The sequence below is a fragment of the Pseudomonas abieticivorans genome (genome assembly GCF_023509015.1).
GTDB classification, from domain to species: Bacteria; Pseudomonadota; Gammaproteobacteria; order Pseudomonadales; family Pseudomonadaceae; genus Aquipseudomonas; species Aquipseudomonas abieticivorans.
Genome location: NZ_CP094975.1, coordinates 1,152,818 through 1,167,261, shown reverse-complemented (window position 1 = coordinate 1,167,261; position 14,444 = coordinate 1,152,818). Strand labels below are relative to the sequence as shown.

General features: G+C 58.8%; 17 protein-coding genes, 1 tRNA gene and 1 pseudogene. 11 read left to right on the top strand and 8 right to left on the bottom strand.

The annotated features are described in order from the left end of the window. Positions 1 to 488: 488 nt before the first annotated feature. A pseudogene (locus L9B60_RS05185) lies at positions 489 to 702 on the bottom strand (hypothetical protein); the annotation flags it as partial. 496 nt (positions 703 to 1,198) lie between these two features. Between L9B60_RS05185 and L9B60_RS05180 the strand changes: the two are divergent. Beyond that, positions 1,199 to 1,834 carry a response regulator transcription factor gene (locus L9B60_RS05180; protein WP_249676960.1) on the top strand — a complete coding sequence of 212 codons (636 nt, stop codon included), beginning with the start codon at positions 1,199 to 1,201 and terminating at the stop codon, positions 1,832 to 1,834. Between the two features lie 124 nt (positions 1,835 to 1,958). Here the strand turns inward: L9B60_RS05180 and L9B60_RS05175 are convergent, their stop codons facing one another. Further along, entirely contained in the window at positions 1,959 to 2,285 is a 327-nt protein-coding gene (locus L9B60_RS05175) for an Arc family DNA-binding protein (protein ID WP_249676959.1), read from the bottom strand. Positions 2,286 to 2,660: 375 nt separating this feature from the next. On the opposite strand from L9B60_RS05175, the gene phnN reads away from it, so the two are divergent. Beyond that, complete coding sequence (gene phnN, locus L9B60_RS05165) at positions 2,661 to 3,251, top strand: phosphonate metabolism protein/1,5-bisphosphokinase (PRPP-forming) PhnN (protein WP_249676958.1); 591 nt, start codon at positions 2,661 to 2,663, stop codon at positions 3,249 to 3,251. On the opposite strand, the gene L9B60_RS05160 is transcribed toward phnN, so the two are convergent. Next, the gene (locus L9B60_RS05160) at positions 3,226 to 3,411 is read right to left on the bottom strand and encodes a PA3371 family protein (RefSeq protein ID WP_249676957.1); all 186 of its coding nucleotides are present in this window, start codon (positions 3,409 to 3,411) and stop codon (positions 3,226 to 3,228) included. The genes phnN and L9B60_RS05160 overlap by 26 nt on opposite strands. Positions 3,412 to 3,427: 16 nt before the next feature. Next, the gene (locus L9B60_RS05155; RefSeq protein WP_249676956.1) at positions 3,428 to 3,667 is read right to left on the bottom strand and encodes a hypothetical protein; all 240 of its coding nucleotides are present in this window, start codon (positions 3,665 to 3,667) and stop codon (positions 3,428 to 3,430) included. Positions 3,668 to 3,992: 325 nt separating this feature from the next. Between L9B60_RS05155 and L9B60_RS05150 the strand changes: the two genes are divergently transcribed. Beyond that, positions 3,993 to 4,069, top strand: a tRNA-Arg gene (locus tag L9B60_RS05150). 297 nt (positions 4,070 to 4,366) lie between these two features. Continuing rightward, the gene (locus L9B60_RS05145) at positions 4,367 to 5,734 is read left to right on the top strand and encodes an MFS transporter (protein WP_249676955.1); all 1,368 of its coding nucleotides are present in this window, start codon (positions 4,367 to 4,369) and stop codon (positions 5,732 to 5,734) included. A gap of 52 nt (positions 5,735 to 5,786) precedes the next feature. On the opposite strand, the gene L9B60_RS05140 is transcribed toward L9B60_RS05145, so the two are convergent. From L9B60_RS05140 to flgA, 4 genes are all read right to left on the bottom strand, one after another. Further along, positions 5,787 to 6,536 (bottom strand): flagellar brake protein, encoded by a 750-nt coding sequence (locus tag L9B60_RS05140; protein WP_249676954.1) that lies wholly within the window; start codon positions 6,534 to 6,536, stop codon positions 5,787 to 5,789. An 80-nt stretch (positions 6,537 to 6,616) separates the two neighbouring features. Further along, positions 6,617 to 7,084, bottom strand: coding sequence for a flagella synthesis protein FlgN (locus L9B60_RS05135; RefSeq protein WP_249676952.1), 468 nt, complete (start codon positions 7,082 to 7,084; stop codon positions 6,617 to 6,619). A gap of 49 nt (positions 7,085 to 7,133) precedes the next feature. Beyond that, positions 7,134 to 7,451: a flagellar biosynthesis anti-sigma factor FlgM gene (gene flgM / locus L9B60_RS05130; protein WP_249676951.1), complete on the bottom strand. Its 318-nt coding sequence runs from the start codon at positions 7,449 to 7,451 to the stop codon at positions 7,134 to 7,136. A 148-nt stretch (positions 7,452 to 7,599) separates the two neighbouring features. After that, complete coding sequence (gene flgA, locus L9B60_RS05125; protein ID WP_249676950.1) at positions 7,600 to 8,352, bottom strand: flagellar basal body P-ring formation chaperone FlgA; 753 nt, start codon at positions 8,350 to 8,352, stop codon at positions 7,600 to 7,602. A 76-nt stretch (positions 8,353 to 8,428) separates the two neighbouring features. On the opposite strand from flgA, the gene L9B60_RS05120 reads away from it, so the two are divergent. The 7 genes from L9B60_RS05120 (at position 8,429) to L9B60_RS05090 (ending at position 14,403) form a co-directional block, all read left to right on the top strand. After that, complete coding sequence (locus L9B60_RS05120; protein ID WP_249676949.1) at positions 8,429 to 9,361, top strand: chemotaxis protein CheV; 933 nt, start codon at positions 8,429 to 8,431, stop codon at positions 9,359 to 9,361. A 45-nt stretch (positions 9,362 to 9,406) separates the two neighbouring features. Further along, positions 9,407 to 10,234 (top strand): protein-glutamate O-methyltransferase CheR, encoded by an 828-nt coding sequence (gene cheR / locus L9B60_RS05115; protein ID WP_249676948.1) that lies wholly within the window; start codon positions 9,407 to 9,409, stop codon positions 10,232 to 10,234. 220 nt (positions 10,235 to 10,454) lie between these two features. Next, complete coding sequence (flgB, locus tag L9B60_RS05110) at positions 10,455 to 10,862, top strand: flagellar basal body rod protein FlgB (RefSeq protein ID WP_249676947.1); 408 nt, start codon at positions 10,455 to 10,457, stop codon at positions 10,860 to 10,862. A 3-nt stretch (positions 10,863 to 10,865) separates the two neighbouring features. Beyond that, on the top strand, positions 10,866 to 11,315 hold the full coding sequence (gene flgC, locus L9B60_RS05105) for a flagellar basal body rod protein FlgC (RefSeq protein ID WP_249676946.1): 450 nt from the start codon (positions 10,866 to 10,868) through the stop codon (positions 11,313 to 11,315). Between the two features lie 15 nt (positions 11,316 to 11,330). Further along, positions 11,331 to 12,032 carry a flagellar hook assembly protein FlgD gene (locus tag L9B60_RS05100; protein WP_249676945.1) on the top strand — a complete coding sequence of 234 codons (702 nt, stop codon included), beginning with the start codon at positions 11,331 to 11,333 and terminating at the stop codon, positions 12,030 to 12,032. 27 nt (positions 12,033 to 12,059) lie between these two features. After that, a complete protein-coding gene (flgE, locus tag L9B60_RS05095) occupies positions 12,060 to 13,403 on the top strand; it encodes a flagellar hook protein FlgE (RefSeq protein ID WP_249676944.1) in 1,344 nt (447 codons plus the stop codon). Between the two features lie 259 nt (positions 13,404 to 13,662). Then, positions 13,663 to 14,403: a flagellar basal body rod protein FlgF gene (locus tag L9B60_RS05090; protein WP_249676943.1), complete on the top strand. Its 741-nt coding sequence runs from the start codon at positions 13,663 to 13,665 to the stop codon at positions 14,401 to 14,403. The last annotated feature ends 41 nt before the right edge of the window (positions 14,404 to 14,444 follow it).

The following is a 14,444-nucleotide window of genomic DNA, read 5'->3' as shown; positions in this document are numbered from 1 at the left end:
GGGTGTCAGGGTTTTGCGGGTCAGGGAAACCAATGTCCGAGTGTTGAGGTTATAAGCAGAGATAACGTAGTCGGCCAAGTAGGGGCTGCCAGGCGTCAATTGTTGAGTCAGCATGTTTCTAATTCGTTGTTCCGCTTGTTCTCCGGCAATCAATAAAATCAAGGCTTTCGGCAGCGTTGAGTCACTTGTGTGTTTTGCTGATGGTTGTGCAAGAATATATTCGATGACCTCCATCGCCTGCTCTTCTGACTCAACGTTATTGCAATCGAGCAGGTAAGTCTGCGTGGCGATAAATGAGAAGTACGGTTTGTCCTGCGTTGGGGCTTCAATCTGTACAGTCGGCCGCACCGCCGATATCAAAGGGTTTGGTGGGCTATTGATTGGTGGGTCGCTGGCGGTATTCTCTGGTGCCGGTTGATTGTGTTTGGGCGCATCATTGTGCAATGCCTTGTCATAAATAGTCAGGAAGTCTGTTTCATTACTGAAGTCCGACGGTGAATAGAATACTTTGTAGTTGAAGTTTAAGGTGATGAAAAAAAGCAGTGTCAAGAAGGGCGGGAAGCCCACCAGGAACCACGTATAAATGTCCTGGCTTTGCTCTTTGAGGAAGGGCAGGGAGGCCAGCGCCGAAGCTTCTACGATCGCGGCGAAGATGGCGATGATGGTCAGGGGGCTCTTGGTGCTTTTGGGGAGGTCGGGCATGGGGTGATTCCTTTCGCAAGAGGCGCCATTCAGTAACGATAAATTTCAATTGTAAGTTCTTGTTCGTTTCATGATGTATGAATAAATATTTTTACCCTTTGATCGGGGGCATGGCTAAAAGTCGGTCTTTGGGCTGTTCAGATCAATAGGGAACCAATACGTGACGATCCGCTTGCCACCTGCAGGCGCAGCGCCATAATTTATCCGGTGGCTTGTGTGAAACAGGTTGAACGGGTTGAGGCACCCTTCATGTTTGATGTCACTTGTCAGAGTGTGCAATGCTTTGGCGCAGGTAAAGAGTGCAAATGTGGAGCCACCGGTTGTCTGAAATATCTGGTGAAAGGTCCTGAACTGAGGTCTTTGTAGGACTATTCTTGCTTGGTTGTAGGGAAGGTCTTTGCCTGTTGGTGGTTGGAGGGAGCCCAATGCAAAGTGGCCAAGGACTAGGCTATTGTGCGGGCTCTAAAAATTCGAACAGCGAAAATTGGATTTGCCCATGAATAAAGTGCTGATCGTGGATGATCATCCCATCATTCGCCTTGCTGTACGCATGCTGATGGAGCGTCATGGTTATCAGGTGATTGCAGAGACGGACAATGGTGTGGATGCCTTGCAGCTTGCTCGTGAGCATGAACCGGATATCGTCATACTCGATATCAAGATACCCAAGCTTGACGGATTGGAGGTCATCGCCCGGCTGACGGCCAACCAGCATAACCAGCAGCCCATGAAGGTGCTGGTGTTGACGTCGCAGACGCCGGGGCATTTTTCCATGCGCTGCATGCAAGGTGGGGCGGCGGGCTATGTGTGCAAGGAGCAGGACCTGACCGAGTTGCTCAGCGCCATCAAGGCGGTATTGTCCGGCTACAGCTATTTTCCCAACCAGGCGCTGCATTCGGTGCGTACCAGCCTTGGCAATGCCAGCGAGGCCGATATGGTCGAACGCTTGTCAGGTCGCGAGATGATGGTGTTGGAGCAGTTAGCCAGGGGCAAGAGCAACAAGGAAATCGCCGATGGCATGTTTCTCAGTAACAAAACCGTCAGCACTTACAAAACCCGGTTATTACTCAAGCTCAATGCTCGCTCACTGGTCGACCTGATCGAGTTGGCCCAACGCAATGGCTTGGTGTGAACGGCAAGGGCTGCTCCTGACCTGTTCACTGGCTTGAATGGAATTCAAGGCATAAAAAAACGCTCGATGCGGTGCATTGAGCGTTTTTTTGTGCCCGGCCCTGACTCAGGCCGGGTAGCAGAAGTCAGGAAGCGTCGGCTGCCATTTCCGCATCATGGGCGATCAAAGCCACCAAGGCATTCTGTTGCCGATGGGACAACTGACGGAAACGCTGGAGCAACTCGCGTTCGTGCAAAGATAGCTCTGGGCTATCGAGCCGCATGCTCAGGTCATCACCCAGAGCGCCTTCCTGGATCAGGCTTTGCTCAAGGCGTGCGATGATTTCGGAGTTCATGCTGCGGTGATGATTACGAGCTACCTCGGCAATACGCTCACGCATACCGTCTGGAAGACGTACGACGAATTTGTCAGCGGTACGGCTGGAGTAAATAGCCTGTTTCATTGGGCGCATATATATGACCGATTTAGTTCAGGGGGAGCGGTTCTCGAAATTGGCCGCACGATGTGAGTACGACCGTCGCTACGGCAAAATGTTCAACCTGAATTGTGGATAGGGCCCCTATGATGCCTGAAGGTCGCCAGATCCTTGGCGTCAATTCTGTGACAAATATTGAACTGAATACCGGCTTAATGCCAGCACCAATTGTCAGAAATGAGCACTGGTTGGAAAATTTCATCGTTGCCGCCTCACCGCTTTTACCGGTTAACCGGCGGCGGTGCTCTGGTTCGCTCACCGCCAAATGTGCACAATGACCGGCGAATCAACCTACCCACAGCATAGTGGCAATTTGGCAATTTTGCTGACAAGCCGACATGAGGCAATCCCATGCCAGCAAGACTCATCTACCTGATGGGCCCTTCGGGCTCCGGCAAGGACAGTGTGATCGATGCCGCCCGTGACGCGCTTCACCGCCTTGATGTGGACGTGGCGCGGCGGGTGATAACCCGATCGGCCGAGTCGGTGGGTGAGCATGCCATTGGCGTGTCGCCCCAGGCATTCGAGCGTATGCGCCGGGACGCGGAGTTTGCCATGAACTGGCACGCCAATGGATTGCAATATGGTATCCAGCGTGACATCAATCTGCGCCTGGCCCAAGGCGCCTCTGTACTGGTCAATGGCTCCAGGGCCTACTTGCCGCAGGCATTGACACAATATCCGCAACTGCTGCCGATATTACTGACCGTGGACACGCAGGTATTGCGGCTAAGGCTTGAGGCGCGGGGGCGGGAAACCCCAGAGCAAATCGACCAGCGCCTGCAACGCAACGAGCGGCTGCAGAGTGATCCGGCTGTGTGGGAGGAGGGGGCGGTGCGAATCGAGGCGCTGGATAATTCGGCGGATCTGCAAGGTGCCGTGCAGCGCCTGCTGGCACTGCTGGCGCGCCATGGTATCAGCGCAGCAAAGGATCGAATTTGATCTTGCGGCCCTTGAACAGCGCCAGCAGGAACAATGTACCGCTCACGGCACTTAATGTGCCCAGCAAAGCGCTTCCTTGGGCCGCGTCCTGAGGCAGGCTCATGGCGGCCAGAAAACTTGCCAGTGCAACGAACAGCAATGCCCATGCTGATTTCGACATGTCGGGTTCCTTAACCTTAAAAGGTATAGCGATCAGTGTGCACGGCTGTCATGGCAGTGCCGACGTCCTGCTGCGAAGTACGCACCTGCATGCGCCCACTGTCGGCATTCATGACTGCAAGGCGGGCAACGGGCCGTTGCATGAAATGCTCGGCTTGCACATGCACCACCGCCGGGTCGGCGCCCTGGCCCTGGAAATGAAATGCCAGCACGGCCACCAAGGCCAATGCATTAAGTAGGTAGAGGGCGCTGTTCATTCGACTTCTCCGCGGAATCGGCTGCCAAGCCGCTTGTTATGCACAAAGCTATAGCAGGGCTCATGCCAACTCGGAAAGCCCAATAATATCCTTATTTTTCAACGATTTGTAGGCGACTTTAGGCGCTAGAGGGTTGCAAACTGCAAGGGTGGCCATCACGGTGCGTGCAAAATGCACGACCGGCCCCTGTCAGGCGGTTTAGAGCGGTCTCCCCGTGCCGACAACGGCTACAGGGAAAAAGCTCACGGATGACATGACAAACGCGGCCCTGCTGGTTACCATGCTCGCCGTCCATCGCGCAGGCAATCGCCTGGCGCCACTCAGTGTCTCAGTAGCTCAATTGGATAGAGCATCCCCCTCCTAAGGGGAAGGTTGGCAGTTCGAACCTGCCCTGGGACACCACTTTAAGATCTACCCCGTACGCCCTCAATACTTAAACCAGAACCAAAATGCGCCTGTGCGTCAGCGATAGGCCGGGGAACTGTTCCCCCTGCCACTCATCGAAGCCTACGTTGCCATGCTGCCCGCTGCCCCCGATCAATTTTGCTCGACTAAATCCCCTCGATGGATACGGCGCGTAGCGGCCGCTCAGGCATAATGGAAGCGCGGTAGCGTCATCGGTTGACTTGTATGGCGGCCGACCTGCTCCTACCCTTCACCTGCTGTTCAATCTGATGCAAGGAGCCGCTCGGAACGCCGATGCGCCAAATCTGGAAGTCTTTCCGCGGTCTGTATTTTGCCTCGCTGATGATGTTGATCGGCTCGGGTCTGTTGAGCACCTACCTGGCGTTGCGTCTGGCCGCCGAACAGGTCGATGGCCTGTGGGTGGGTGCGCTGATGGCCGCCAACTATTTCGGCCTGGTGCTGGGCGGCAAGATAGGCCATCGGCTGATTGCCCGCGTGGGGCATATTCGCGCCTACACCACCTGTGCCGGGATTGTCTGTGCGGCGGTGCTGGGCCATGGCCTGGTGGATTATTTGCCGGCCTGGCTGTTCCTGCGGATGATCGTGGGCCTTGGCATGATGTGCCAATACATGGTGATCGAGAGTTGGCTTAACGAGCAGGCCGATGCCAAGCAGCGTGGCCTGGTGTTCAGCGGCTACATGATCGCCTCATACCTGGGCCTGGTGCTGGGCCAGCTGATTCTGGTCTTGCACCCGCAACTGGGCTTGGAATTGCTGATGCTGGTGGCGCTGTGCTTTGCCCTGTGCCTGGTGCCGGTGGCCATGACCCGGCGCATTCACCCTGCGCCTTTGCACCCCGCGCCCCTGGAGCCGCGGTTCTTTCTCAAGCGGGTGCCGCAATCGCTGAGCACGGTGCTGGGGTCGGGCTTGATCGTCGGCTCGTTCTACGGCCTGGCGCCCCTGTATGCCGCGCAGCAAGGCTTGAGCACCGAGCAGATCGGTCTGTTCATGGGGTGCTGCATTTTTGCCGGGCTGTTGGTGCAATGGCCGCTGGGTTGGCTGTCCGACCGCTATGACCGCGCGGTGCTGATCCGTAGCGCCGCCATGTGCCTGGCGATTGCCGCCTTGCCGCTGGCGATTTTCCCAAGCGTGCCGCTGGAGGTGTTGTTCGCTGCCGGCTTTATCGTCTCGCTGCTGCAGTTCTGCCTGTACCCGCTGGCCGTCGCGTTTTCCAACGACCACGTCGAGGGTGAGCGCCGCGTTTCCCTCACGGCCATGTTATTGATGACCTACGGCGTGGGCGCCAGCATCGGGCCTTTGGCGGCCGGTGTGCTGATGAAGCAGTTCGGCAGCCAGTCCCTGTATGCGTTTTTCAGTTTCTTTGCATTGGTGCTGGTGTGGCGCATTCGGCCCAAGGCGGTCACCAACCTGCACCAGGTGGACGACGCGCCGCTGCACCACGTGGCCATGCCCGACAGCATGACCAGTTCGCCATTGGTGGCGGCCCTCGACCCGCGCGTGGACGAGCACGTGGTGCACGAGCAGATGCATACCGCCGCGCCCGTGGCGCCAGAAGGCGAGCCGTTGGCTGACGAGGTGGACGAGGCGCTGGAGATGGGTGACGGCAAGACGCCGTTGGGGCGCAGCGAGGAAGAGCAGTAAAACGTGCCGGGCCCGGTCGCGACGGTGTCGCGAGCCGGGCCCGGCTGTTTGGCTAGAAGAAGTCGTCTTTGTCGAACCGGCGAGCTTCGCGCTGCAGGTCGAAGACAAAGCGCTCTACCTGGCGCTGCACCAGCCCGCTCATGTTGTGAAAGCGCACGCCGGCAAAGGTGATGTTCAGGCGCTCTTCGAAGTGCAGGTAGCGCAACTCCACCGGTGCGGTCATTTTCCCGAAGGGTAGGTTGGCCAGGAAGCGATCGTATACCTGGCCCAGTTGCAGGCGCTCGGAAATATCGCCCTCAAAGCGCAGCTTGCAACCGGTGGCGGAGATGTCCAGCAACTTGCCACGGAACTCGCCCTTGAGCTTTTCGCCTGCCAGGTCCACGTCGACCAGTTGCGACAGTTTCAAGGCGGCGCGGAAAGCGTTGCGACGCTGGTGGTACACCACTTCGGTGGGCAGCACGCCGTGATAGACCCGACCGTTGTCGTTGTCATCAATGGTCAGTTTTTGCTCGACATCCCAGGCAATGCGCACGCCATCGTGGAAACCTTCGACACGGAAGGGCTCGCCGGCCTCCAGGAAGCGCTCACCGTCACGGGGGATCATCTCGTCGAACGCCAGCAGGTTGCTGTCGCGATCCAATTCCACCAGGTAGGTCTGGAAGCGTTGGCTGCGCTCGTGAAAGGTGATGATCAATGGATCATGGCTCTCTAGCAGCAAACGCAGGTTGGCGGCGATTTCCAGGGGCGTGGTAAGCACCTTTGGCGGCTGCGGAGCATCTTCCGCGTTTGAGGCATTGAACACGGTCTATTTATCTCCGGGCAAAAAAGACACACGCAGGTGCTGGCATTATGCTGGCATGTTCCGCGCCTTTACAGGGCAGGTCAAGCCTGACTGAGCGGGCGAGGCTTGGCCAGCTTTGAAGTGGAGCCTCGTGCATCATAGAGCGAAGGCGGCTCACCGCCCATGAGGATGCGCATTTGGTTGACGGTGCTCATTTGCTGCACCCGGATCAACCTGCCGTTCTGCTCGTTGATTGCCTGGCATTCGGCCAGAAGCCCGGTGAGCAAGTCACCGCGAGCCAGCAGGTCGTTGCCAAGGCTTGAGTGTTGCGCCAAGGTGACCAGGCCGTTGCGGTCGGCGGTCAGCTTGAGGCCCTGCAGTATCTGGCTGCGTTTGCGGCCATGCTGCTCGAGCAAAACGATCAGCGACTGTTTTTGCGCCAGGATGTTTTCCAGCAGCGGCATGTCGCGGCCATGCAGGGCCAGCGCCTCGTGCTGGAGCAGTTCAAGCAACTGCTGGGCAGGGGCGATATCTTCTTCAATTAACAGCAATAAGCTTCTGTCGTGCATGGCTGGCTCTGATTTTCAGCGTCCAGAAGCCTCTGCGCGGGCGTTGGCCCTAGCGCTGGGCTTCGAAGTTGATCATTTTGCTGGCGACGCGGTTGCTGTCCACTTGATAGCTGCCATCGGCAATCGCCTGTTTCAACTGCGCCACGCGGCTGCTGTCGACAACAGGTTGCTCGTTGAGCTTGTCAGTGATCTTTTGCAACTGCTGAGCCTGGGAACTCAATTGCACGGATTCGCCACTCTGGGTGCTGGCGGTTTGCCCAACAGCGCTGTCAGTGGCCGCCGACGTCTCGGTTTCCTTGGCGCTGGCGGTGCGGGTAGTGCCCGTCACCGTGGGTGAATTGTTCAAACGACTGAAGTCGATAACCATGATTGAAACCTCTGGGTATTTGGACGCTTGCCTTGTTTTCGGCCAAACCCCGAATAACTTTAGGCCAATTGATACAATTGGCCGCACATCAAGGCTGTGACGCGCATCACACCACAGTCTAGGAAAACTTGAACCTGACCGCCAGCATTTACATCGCTACCTCTACCTGGCCTGGCCCTGTGACCCGGGCCTTGACCACCCTTTGGGAGTTGAGGTTGCGCACTCGGATCTGTTCGTTTTCGCTGCCGTTGCTCAAGGCTTCACCGGGCATGCGCACGCTCAGGGTGCCGCTGCGCGCGATGATCACCACGTGGTCACCCTTGATGACCGCCTGGGGCGCCTCCAGGTGGGCCGGGGTGAGCACCTGGTCCATGACCGTTGGTCGCAAGGTCTTGTAGCCGACGGCCTGGTCCAGCGAGATCAGGTAGCCCTGGGTCAGGGTGCTGACATCACGTTCGCGCAGGGCAACATCGTCCGCGCCTACCACCGCCTCGCGCTTCATGGGGCGGGTGACCGTGACCACGTCACGGAACAGTTTGACCTGGGCCGGCACGAATACCGTCCAAGGCGCGGCGCCTTCACAGCGTATCTTGACGATCACCCGGCCCAGCGGCGTGGCCGGGCTTTCCAGCTTGGCTGTCAATTCCTTGTCGCACTGCCCCAGGCGCAGCCGTGGGTCGAGCGGGTTGACCTGGATTTCATAGCGCCCTTCGATTTGGGCGGTGGCCAGATAATCTTCGACGGTAAATTCAAGAAACCCCTGGGTCACACCGATAAGCTGTTCAGGAGCTGTGAATTCTTCGGCCTGGGAGGCAGCGCCGAATCCAAAAATGCACAGAGCAGTGAGTACGCAGCGTAAGCTGCGTGTCATGCGTCGGGAAAATGTCGTTTTTGCGTTCATACACTTAAAAAAGCAAGGGCCGTGCCGACTATGCAGTGTCGGGCACGGATCATTGTGACAGTGAAGGAGTCAGGGCATGGCTGGTGTAATGGATTCGGTGAACCAGCGTACGCAACTGGTGGGGCAGAACCGCCTCGAGCTGCTGCTGTTCCGTCTGAACGGCCCGCAGTTGTACGGGATCAACGTATTCAAGGTCAGGGAGGTGCTGCAATGCCCCAAACTGACGGTGATGCCCAAATCCAACCCGGTGGTACGCGGTGTCGCGAATATTCGTGGGGCAACCATTCCGATCCTGGATCTGGCGATGGCAACCGGTGCGCCGGGCCTGCAAAAAATTGAAAACACCTTCGTGATCATCACGGAATACAACACCAAGATCCAAGGCTTCCTGGTGCACTCGGTGGAGCGCATCGTCAACATGAACTGGGAAGAGATCCATCCGCCACCCAAGGGCACGGGTCGTGATCATTACCTGACGGCCGTGACTCGAGTGGACAATCAGCTCGTCGAAATCATTGACGTGGAGAAAATCCTCGCTGAAGTGGCGCCCACCTCCGAGTCCATTTCGGTGGGCGTGGTCGATCAGGCTACCCAGGACAAGGCGGTTTCACTGCGGGTGCTGACCGTCGACGATTCGTCGGTGGCGCGCAAGCAGGTCACCCGTTGCCTGCAGACGGTTGGCGTGGAAGTGGTGGCATTGAATGATGGGCGACAGGCGCTAGACTACTTGCGCAAGCTGGTCGATGAGGGCAAGAAGCCGGAAGAGGAATTTCTGATGATGATTTCCGACATCGAAATGCCCGAAATGGATGGCTACACCCTGACGGCGGAGATCCGCAGCGACCCGCGCATGCAAAAGTTGCACATCATCCTGCACACGTCCCTGTCGGGCGTGTTCAACCAGGCGATGGTAAAGAAAGTTGGCGCGGACGATTTTCTCGCGAAATTCCGGCCCGATGACCTGGCATCCCGGGTGGTCGACCGGATCAAGGCAACGGATAACGGCTAGGGGCCTGCGCCCCCGGCAGTACTGACGATTAAAGAGGCGGCACCATTGTCTACGGGTAATTTGGATTTCGAACAGTTCCGGGTCTTCCTGGAAAAAGCCTGTGGCATTCTGTTGGGGGAGAACAAGCAGTATCTGGTGTCCAGCCGCCTCAACAAGCTGATGGAGCAGCAGGGCATCAAGTCCTTGAGCGAGTTGGTGCAGCGCATCCAGGCGCAGCCACGCAGCGGTTTGCGCGAGCAGGTAGTGGATGCGATGACCACCAACGAAACCCTGTGGTTTCGCGACACGTACCCCTTCGAAGTGTTGAAGAACAAGGTACTGCCCGAGCAGATCAAGGCCAGCCCCGGCCAGCGCCTGCGCATCTGGTCGGCGGCCTGCTCGTCGGGGCAGGAGCCCTATTCGCTGTCGATGGCCATCGATGAATTCGAGCGTACCAATCTTGGCCAGCTCAAGGGTGGGGCCAGCATCGTGGCCACCGACTTGTCGAGCCTGATGCTGACCAACTGCAAAAGCGGCGAGTACGACAGCCTGGCCATCGGCCGCGGCCTGTCGCCGGAGCGCCTGCAGCGTTATTTCGATCCCAAGGGGCCGGGCCGCTGGGCGATCAAGGCGCCGATCCGCAGCCGGGTGGAGTTCCGCTCCTTTAACTTGCTGGACAGCTACGCGGCGCTGGGCAAGTTCGACATCGTGTTCTGCCGCAACGTGCTGATCTATTTCTCCGCCCAGGTGAAGAAAGACATCCTGCTGCGCATCCACGGCACCCTCAAGCCGGGTGGCTATCTGTTCCTCGGTGCCTCCGAGGCACTCAACGGCTTGCCCGACCACTACCAGATGGTGCAATGCAGCCCTGGGATCATCTACCAGGCGAAATAAAAGAAGAGGCCCTCGCGGCCTCTTTTTTTTACCAGCAGTTCCCCGCCAGTGAAAGGCATTGCCGCTTTCGCGCCAAAAAAGCGGAAGCCCATTGCCGCTTTTCTGGCATTGCCGCCTGCCGCTTCCCCGCAAAGCCCCGTAAATCGGGGATTTTTGAGTTGGCACGGGCCTTGCTATAGCTCTGTCACGAACATCTGGTCTGCCGCCAAAGGTTACCGACATGAGCATCAGTTTCGACAAAGCGCTGGGCATCCACCAGCAAGCCCTGAGCTTTCGCGCAGAGCGGGCCGAGGTATTGGCCAACAACCTGGCCAACGCCGACACCCCGAACTACAAGGCTCGGGACCTGGACTTTGCTGCCGTGCTGGCCAACCAGAGCGACAAGACCAAGAACGGTACGTTCGCCCTGGAGCGAACCAACGCCAAACACATTGAAGCCGATGGCCTGGGGACCGGTGACGAGGAGTTGCTGTACCGCACCCCGTCCCAGCCCTCCCTGGACCAGAACACCGTCGATGCGCAGATCGAACAAGCGAACTACGCGCAGAACTCGGTGAACTTCCAGGCCAGCTTCACCCTGCTCAACAGCAAATTCAAAGGGCTGGTATCAGCCATTCGCGGAGAGTAAGCCATGTCTCTTGCCAACGTTTTCAACATCGCCGGCACCGGCATGAGCGCGCAAACCACGCGTCTGAACACCGTCGCCAGTAACATCGCCAACGCCGAGACGGTCTCCTCGAGCATCGACCAGACCTACCGCGCCCGGCACCCGGTGTTTTCCACCATGTTCGATCAGGCCAGCGCCGCCACCGGCGACAGCGGCTCGCTGTTCCAGGACCAGGACGCTGCCGGCAGCGGCGTGCAGGTGGCTGGCATCGTCGAGGACCAGAGCAACCTGGAAGCCCGCTACGAGCCCAAGAACCCGGCAGCCAACAAGGACGGCTATGTCTATTACCCCAACGTCAACGTCGTTGAGGAAATGGCCGACATGATCTCTGCCAGCCGTTCGTTCCAGACCAACGCGGACATCATGAATACCGCGAAAACCATGATGCAGAAAGTACTGACACTGGGTCAGTGATAGGGGCGCACACGCATGACAACTACAACTGACAGCACTTCTGCTTCGTCCGTCCTCACGGCCCTGCAAAAAACCACCAGCACCACCGACAGCTCCACCGGCACCGCCGGCAGCGCGTTGGGCAAGGACGCGTTCCTGCAATTGCTGGTCACCCAGATGCAGAACCAGAACCCGCTGGACCCCCAGGACAACAGCGAATTCGTTTCGCAGCTGGCGCAGTTCAGCAGCCTGGAGAGCATGCAGAGCCTCAACGACTCGGTGAGCACCATCCTCACCTCGTACCAGTCTTCGCAAGCCCTGCAAGCCTCGTCGCTGGTGGGCCACTCGGTGATCGTCACCGGCACCACCGCCGACGTCGACACCAGCAAGGGCCTGACAGGTTCGGTCAACCTGACCGACTCCAGCACCAGCAACACCGTGGGCGTCTACAACAGTGACGGCACCCTGGTGCGCACGCTGGACATGGGTACCCAGGCTGCCGGCACCTACAGCTTTACCTGGGACGGCAAGGACGGCGATGGCAATGCCGTGGACTCGGGTAACTACACCTTCAAGGCAGTGGCCACGGTCGACGGTACTTCCACGGTCATGACCACCAACCTGCCGACCACGGTCAACAGCGTGACCATGGCGACCACCAGCGGCGGTGAAATGACGCTCAATCTGGCAACGGGTAGCAGTGTCGGCCTGTCGTCTGTGCAAACCATCGGAATTTAATGCCGGCTACGGCGCAGGAGTGAAACTATGTCTTTCAACGTCGGCCTCAGTGGCCTGGCAGCAGCCAACAAAGCACTGGACGTCACCGGCAACAACATTGCCAACGTCGCCACCACCGGTTTCAAGTCGTCGCGCACCGAGTTCGCCGACCAGTACGCGCAATCGATCCGTGGCACTTCGGGCAAGACCACGGTCGGTAGCGGCGTGACCACCGCGGCTGTTTCCCAGCAGTTCACCCAGGGCAACATCGAGTCCACCGGCAACAGCCTGGACATGGCCATCAACGGCAACGGCTTCTTTGTCATGAGTGACAACGGCTCCAAGCTGTATACCCGTGCCGGCGCCTTCTACAGCGACAAGTCGGGCAACATCGTCGACGCCAGCGGCAACAACCTGCAGGGCTACACCACCGACTCCACTGGCAAGCTGACCTCCGGCGTGCTGTCGAACCTGGCCATCGATACCTCGAACCTGGCCCCCAAGGCGACCTCCACGGTCTCGGAAACGGTCAACCTGAACTCCAGCGCCACCGCGCCGACCGTCACGCCGTTCAGCGCCTCCAACGTTGACTCGTACAACTACACCTTCAACACCGACGTCTACGACAGCCAAGGCAATGCCCACCAGCTGAACCAGTATTTCGTCAAGGATTCCGCGTCCAATACCTGGACCATGTACTCGACGATCGATGGCCGCAACCCGCAATCGCCGGCAACCAATATCGATGCCACCACCCAGGTCGATGCCGGTGCCACGCCGCTGGCCAACACCATCAACTTCAATTCCGATGGTTCGTACAGCTACACGGCCGCAGCCGCCACCTCCACCTCGCTTGGTGTGAATGCCGACGGCACGTTCAGCCTGGACAACTGGGTGCCTGCGTCTGAAGCAACCGATGGTACCTGGGCATCCAACGGTTCGTCCGCCACTGCGGCGATCAACCTGGACCTGACCAACATCACCCAATACAACGCCACCTCGGCCACCACCGCCAAGGATCAGGACGGTTATGCCACCGGCGAGCTGACCGCCCTGTCGGTCAGCGACACCGGTCAATTGACTGCCACCTTCAACAACGGCAAGACCAACATCGTTGGCCAGGTGGCCTTGGCCAACTTCGCCAACACCCAGGGCCTGAGCCCGGCCGGCGGTACCGCCTGGCGCGAAACCTACGCCTCGGGTGTACCGGTGATCGGCACGCCAAACAGCGGCACCATGGGTTCGCTGACCGCCTCGTCCCTGGAAGACTCCAACGTCGACCTGACCCAGGAGCTGGTGAACCTGATCAAGGCGCAGTCCAACTACCAGGCCAACGCCAAGACCATCTCCACCGAAAGCACCATCATGCAGACCACTATCCAGATGACGTGATAGTTGTTGCAGGCGTTACCCAAGGCCCTGGTCGCGAGACTGGGGCCTTTGCTTTTCTGGCGCCATTGCCAGGTGTTTGCCGCGCGGCGGCAGATGCGCGCCGTTTTTCCGACTCGCGCATTCGCCGGGCAGGGCGCAAAACGTGGCAAACCCCCTGTAACACCGGGCGTACAAAGGCTTTTGCAACTTTGGCCCGCTTGTTGCTTTCTCCCTGTCAGAACAGCCGCCGGCGGCATTAGCCCGTCATGGGAGACCCAGCTTGGACAAGATGCTTTACGTGGCAATGACCGGCGCCAGCCAAAACGCGCTGGCGCAAAAGTCGCATGCCAACAACCTGGCCAACGTGACCACCAACGGTTTCCAACGGGACCTGGAGCAGGCCCGTTCGATGCCGGTGTTCGGTGACGTATTCCCGTCGCGGGCCTATGCCATGACGGAAAACCCCGGCACCGATTTCACCCCGGGCGCCATGGAAGCGACGGGTCGCGACCTGGACGTGACCGCAGGCCAGGACAGCTACATCGCCGTGCAGGCACCGGACGGCAGCGAAGCCTACGTGCGTACCGCCAGCATGAACGTCGACGCCCTGGGCATCTTGCGTGACGGCAACGGTTTGCCGGTCATGGGCAATGGCGGGCCGATTGCCGTGCCGCCGGATGAAAAAATCGAGATCGGCGCGGACGGCACCATCAGCATTCGCTCTCAGGGCACTGGCCCTTCGGTGATTGCCCAGGTGGACCGCATCAAGCTCGTCAAGCCTGACATCGGCAACCTGACCAAGGGCAGCGATGGCCTGATCCACACCAAGGACGGCCAGCCAGCCGCGGCAGACGCCAACTCCACGCTGAACTCGGGCTTCCTGCAGGCCAGCAACGTCAATGCCGTCGAAGAGATGACCTCGGTGCTGGCACTGTCAAAGCAGTTCGAGTTGCACATCAAGATGATGACCACCGCCAAAGAAGATGATGAGTCCATGGCGCGGGTCTTGCAGAACACCTGATTATCGATTCCGGCGCGGCGTAAAACAGGCGCGCACATAGG